Source organism: Desulfonatronospira sp., from assembly GCA_003563255.1.
Taxonomy (GTDB): Bacteria; Desulfobacterota; Desulfovibrionia; order Desulfovibrionales; family Desulfonatronovibrionaceae; genus Desulfonatronospira.
In genome coordinates this window covers 1-5,534 of sequence record PWSL01000095.1, presented here as the reverse complement: position 1 = coordinate 5,534, position 5,534 = coordinate 1, and the positions used below count along the sequence as shown (strand labels likewise).

General features: G+C 46.7%; 3 protein-coding genes. All 3 read left to right on the top strand.

Annotated features, from left to right (window positions below):
* Positions 1 to 868 (top strand): nucleotide-binding protein (locus tag QZP87_RS02885; protein WP_291321413.1); only part of this gene is annotated, 868 nt, incomplete at its 5' end.
* Between the two features lie 103 nt (positions 869 to 971).
* On the top strand, positions 972 to 4,820 hold the full coding sequence (locus tag QZP87_RS02880; protein ID WP_291321412.1) for a hypothetical protein: 3,849 nt from the start codon (positions 972 to 974) through the stop codon (positions 4,818 to 4,820).
* 191 nt (positions 4,821 to 5,011) lie between these two features.
* A complete protein-coding gene (locus QZP87_RS02875) occupies positions 5,012 to 5,464 on the top strand; it encodes a hypothetical protein (RefSeq protein WP_291321411.1) in 453 nt (150 codons plus the stop codon).
* Positions 5,465 to 5,534 lie beyond the last annotated feature (70 nt).

The window sequence follows — 5,534 nt, the reverse complement described above, 5'->3', positions numbered from 1 at the left end:
AGATTTTTATGAAAATTCAAACTCAGTTCATTTTAATACAAACGATCAAGAGGTCTCTCAGATGCCGGATCCCAAAAAGGTTTTTGTTGTACATGGAAGAGATAGTAGCCTTAGAGACCATTTTTTTTCTTTCCTCAGGGCGCTTGGTTTACAGCCAATTGAATGGGCCGAGGCCTTAAAACTTACAGGCAAAGCAAGTCCATACATTGGTGAAGCTATAGAAAGTGCATTTAAAAGTGCACAGGCTGTTGTTGTCCTTTTATCTCCTGATGACGAAGTTCGTTTATCCCCTGAACTCTGGAAAAATAAGGAAAACCAAAATGAAAAAGAAACATCTCTTCAAGCTCGGCCAAATGTACTGTTTGAGGCGGGAATGGCCTTCGGAGTAAATCCCTATAGGACAATTCTAATAGAGGTTGGGGAAATAAAACCATTTAGTGATGTCGCTGGTCGGCACGTTGTCCGACTTTCAAATTCCGCAAATGCAAGAAATGATATTGCGGAAAGACTAAAAACATCCGGCTGTGAAGTTTCAACGAGCGGAAGTGATTGGCTAAGCATCGGAAACTTTGAAATGAAAAGAGAGCTTAGTATTATGAGCACTGAATATGACCCTTCAGAGTTAACAGAAGGAGATATTTTGGCTCTTTTAGATAGTTGGTGGCCCAAATCAAAAGAATTGGTCCCAGAGGATGTTACAGTAAAATTTAATGAAGTTGATAAATTATTATCTTTACCTTCGGGTAGTACAAAAAAATATATATATCAAGTTGCGAAAAGGAAGAATTTCAAGCCTGTTTCATCGGGACATTTGCTTGCTACGTTTGAATATGACATAACAAGCGATGATTTTGGTTCGATATATTGAACCTTAAATATCAAAATTCCTAACCTTGCTGCTTCAGGGGGCGGTAAAAAAGCGCGCCGCCCCTGACAAGCACGTTCTTTCATCTTAGGATTCGGCTACCATAATGAAGAATAAGGGAAAAAATAGATGGGAGAAAACGCGAGCCGGTGCATGGGCCGGACGGGGCTTTCATTATCAACATCTTTTCTCAACATTGATACTGATCCGCCAATGGGCTGGTTTAGCACCTGCTGGCTTAATAGTGCCAGAAGGTCTGGAGGATTGCGTTATTGAGCTTCCAGAGCTCGAGGTTTGGATTCAAATCAAATCACGTGAAAGCGGCACATTCAGCGAATCTGAAGTCAAAGCAGTTCTTGGTGAAGTTACCAGGAAAGCTGCGCTCGTACAAAGTAAGAAAAAGAAACAGCTGGCATTGGGTTTGGAGCAGCCGTGTTCCGGTTCTGGGATTGCCGAACAAGAATTGGATCAGCTTTTCGAGAGCGAAACAGAGAAAGTGATCGTGTGTGGTGCACCGGAAGAGAAAATCATTGCTTTGCTTTCAAAGCAGCTCGATATAGCGGAGATTATTGCGGAAGGTTTGGCGAGTGACTTGTACAAGCTTGTCGCCACAATATCGGCGGATAACGCATCACGTTCATTCAAGAAGAGGAAGAGGATATCAACAACAGATATAGAGCGCCGGATTTTTGAACGCCTTGAAGCCGAAGACCCTTCAGCGATTGATTTGGCCTTTGTGTCAAGGGCGTTAGAGCCTGTCGACTTCGTAACGCCGATCTATGAACCCGGATTTTATCAAGGAGTAAAAGCCAAACCCGGCCACGTCACGGCTGGACTTGTTTTGAGTCGCCCTACCGCAACGGACAGCATCATTAGCTCTCTTAAAAAACAACGGTATTTGCTTGTCGAAGGCCCTTCTGGTGCGGGAAAGTCAGCCCTTTTGTGGTTGGTAGCAAACTTACTGGCCTCTGAGTTTAGATGGTTTCAAATAACTGGAAAAGCGACAGCGCAGGATGCGGATGCTATAGTGCGATTCATTCGGGCACGCCGCCCCAAAAAAACCTCTCCAATAAGTTTGGTCTTTGACGAGATCGGAGCCAATAACAGCGATTTATGGGACATATTGGTGCATGACCTCCGTGGTCTGCCGGACACATATCTTCTGGGGTCAATACGCAAAGAAGATGTAAATCTTATCTCCAATCAGTCGGATACTGCTTTTTTTGAGGTCACCCTTGATGAAAAGCTCGCGCAAAATATTTGGGAGCAGTTGACCAACCAAAAACAGACGACTTGGTTACACTGGCGTGAACCGTTCGAACAATCTGATGGTCTGATGCTCGAATATGTTCATATTCTCACACAGAAAAATCGTCTTGCTAACTTGATCAGTGAACAAGTGCGCCAAAGGGAAAAAGAGGAGCGGCATGCCGAACTTGCTATTATAAGAAGCACCTCCGTACTGTGCTCAGTTGGCGGAGAAATCGATGCGAAAAAGCTTTTCGTTTTGTTGAGATTATCGCCAGAACGGGCAAGTCAGGCCATGAAAAGACTCATTGACGAGCATCTTGTTCGCGAGAGCCGCCCGGGTGTGCTTGGCGGTCTTCATGCACTGAGGTCCAAGGCACTTAGCGACGCATCTCATGATGATGTGGTCTATTGCCGCGTTGAATCATTTTGGAATGGTATCTCCGCCTCAACAACGGAGACATTGCCCCGCATCGTTCAATCTTTGCTTGCCGAAACAAAGAACGAAAACGAAGGCAATACACTCAGTAAGCTGGCCGAAACACTTGCAGATAGTGGTGGTGATATAGATTTCTGGGCGGCGATACTGACGGGGCTTGGTCTGGGTACCATAGAAAAGCATGTCGCGTTATTCATATCGATTTTGAAACAGCATGAGGTGCAACGAGCCCAATGGTCACTAGCTTCGATGTTTGGTGATACCAGAATTGAAATTCCTAACCTCTCTCAATTTGAACAATGGCAAAACCTCCGAAAATCCATTTTAGAATTTCGTGCACTCCCGAAAAACGATCTTCGAGCTGCCTGCCTGGAAATGCTTCCCAAAGAGTGCCAGGTACCAGCCTGCACAAACCTTAGGCAAGCCAACAAATTGCTGTCTTGTTTGGTTCCTATTGCCGGGGGAGATCCCATCGGGATGACACTTGTACCAAATATTGCAGAAAATAATGAGCATAACATTCACGATATTGCTACTCTTTTATCAACAGCCTACCTGATCGGCCCGGATGTTGCTCAAAGTCTTGCTGCTGCTTTTGGAGATGAGCAGATCCTGTTATCTTGGTTTCATTCGCAAACGCCATGGCTGTCGACGCCAATCGTAGAGGCCGACGGGAGTCACGGCCGAACCGTGCGCGCTAATTGGTGTCTGGTTGCTGAGGATTATCAGCCCGATCCCCATGAAACAGTGTGCAATATTTGCGAAACCCTTATCGCCTTGTCCCCGGCGTCCGAGGCAGCAGCGTCTGACGTGGTGGATCCGTCAGGACAGCCAATAAAGGTTGGTGATTTTATGCCATGGTCAAAAAATATACCAAGAAGCAACCTTCCTGCGAAATCGAGGGTAGCGTGGAATGTCGCATTTCGCCAAATTTTACTTGCCAGGGCAGCAACAGACAGTCTGACCAATTACACGCGGCAGATGGCAGATCTCGTTCGCCGTACGGAAAAACTTTTCCGTTCCTATTCTGAGAAATGGATAAGGGGAGCCAAAATTGCCAATACAGGCAAACTGCTGGTTGATGAGAGCAACGAAATCATCAACAAGGTTAATTCCTTGGCTTACGCTATACCGGAAACACCGGCCTCATCAATGGTACTTCCCGCTGCCGGTGCGGGGACCGACGATAATTTAGGAGCATTCCTGACAGATGTGCTGGGCAATCTCGCTCCGAGGATGGAAAAAATTCCTGCCGAATCTAGAGCCAAAGCTGCTGCCACTTTTGCTGGCAATCTGGCTGCACAGGCGCAGGAACATAGTAGGTCACCAATTTGGCGCACAACATCCTCTCCACCTTCCTCTGAATTGATGTCTCTCGCCAATCGCCTGACCGATGTCTCCTGTATTTTGCACGAAATGGCACACGATGCCACCCCAACAAAAATCGCTCGGGTCGTGAAGACTGCAAAGAAAGGGGGAATTGGAAAAGCAATTCGATCTGCAGCCCGCCATTGTAGAGCTGTAGCTGAAAAACGCTTTCAAGAAAAATTGCGCCGTATGGAAATCACGCTCTCTGAGCAGGGTTGGACCATAAGATGCCAGACACGACCCGTTGAGGAAGCTGATAGCATTTACTGGCCCCCTATGGAAATCGCTGTTTTGGTGGAGATTAAAAACTTTGAAAAAGACGCCAGTTGTCTCGAAAAATCTCTTTCAGTCGGACGAGAGCAAATTGGCCAGGAGTGGCATTTTATCGTTGTTCCAGTTATAAACGGTCAGGTCATTCCTGGACTGGCCTTGCTTCCCTCATCCCGAATGCCGTTGCCCGATCTGAAGTTTGCAGAGAAATGGCAACCCATTATTGATCTACCTTTCTTGTGGCCTGAAACATCTGAGTCTTTTGAACAGGCTATAAAGGCTTGCAACGAGATTTCAGCGATTGTAAATTGTCGTGATATAGAGAGGTTGCATCCTGAAGAAGATGATGTCCTCTCCAAGTCTATAAATGCATTTAAACGTAATCGAGAGCTTCTAGTTGTTATGGCAGAAAAATCTAAATTGGACGAACTTGAATTGGCTTTGGCGTATCTTGACGAAACTTGGAACCAAGTCGTGAACGAATTTGAGGCCATTAAAGCCGGAAAAACTGTTGATAGGCCTTTATGTATAAATACTTATCGCGCTCTGAGCGGAGATGAAAACGAAAAAACGAAGGAGCTGGCTGCTGTAAAGATGCTGCTTATTCAGGCAGAATGTCGAATGACCTAGCATCCAAGCAAACAATGGTTTTATGGAGACCCTAAATTATGATGAAAGGGCCAAAAAGAATCGTGGAATGCTATCAATCTTTACAGCGTATCGCAAAAAGATGCGCGGCTGAAGCGCAGCGTTATACAGCCCAATAAAGAGAACTTCATCGTGATACACAACACCACCAAACCAAAACAAAGGCACATTCCATGACTCCAAGCAAGAAGGGCGGGGGGAAGAAGGAGATTGAATCCTACCGGCATGAGGACAAGGAGCGGGTGAATAATCCGCCTGTCGGGCTGGTGACTCCGGATACTGACCAGGACAGCGGCAAGAAGGCCTACGAGTATGATCCCCATCTGGACCCGCAGCTGGTCTGGGCCGGGAAGGCCGAGCACACTTCCTTTGAAGTACCCACGGTTTCCCTGCATGTACACGAGCGCATTGATCCCAGAACCATCATCGAGGCTGTGCGCAAGCGAAACGGGCCTAAAGAGCGCCGGCTGACCTTTTTTGATCTGGAGGAAGAAAACCCGCCCATGCGGGAGGCCATCCAGTTCTACAAGCACAGGCATAACTGGTCCAACCGCATGATCGCCGGGGACAGCCTGCTGGTCATGAACAGCCTCTTGCACACTTCAGGTCAAGCGCGAAATGTGTAGCGGAGTGCATGGCAGTGATCCCACCGCTTGGCCGCTTGAATCCATCATTGACTTTTGGCGGCGCATAAGT

Coding starts and splice junctions, on each gene's coding strand:
- QZP87_RS02875 (WP_291321411.1), top strand. CDS start 5,012: ATGACTCCAAGCAAGAAGGGCGGGGGGAAGAAGGAGATTGAATCCTAC.
- QZP87_RS02880 (WP_291321412.1), top strand. CDS start 972: ATGAAGAATAAGGGAAAAAATAGATGGGAGAAAACGCGAGCCGGTGCA.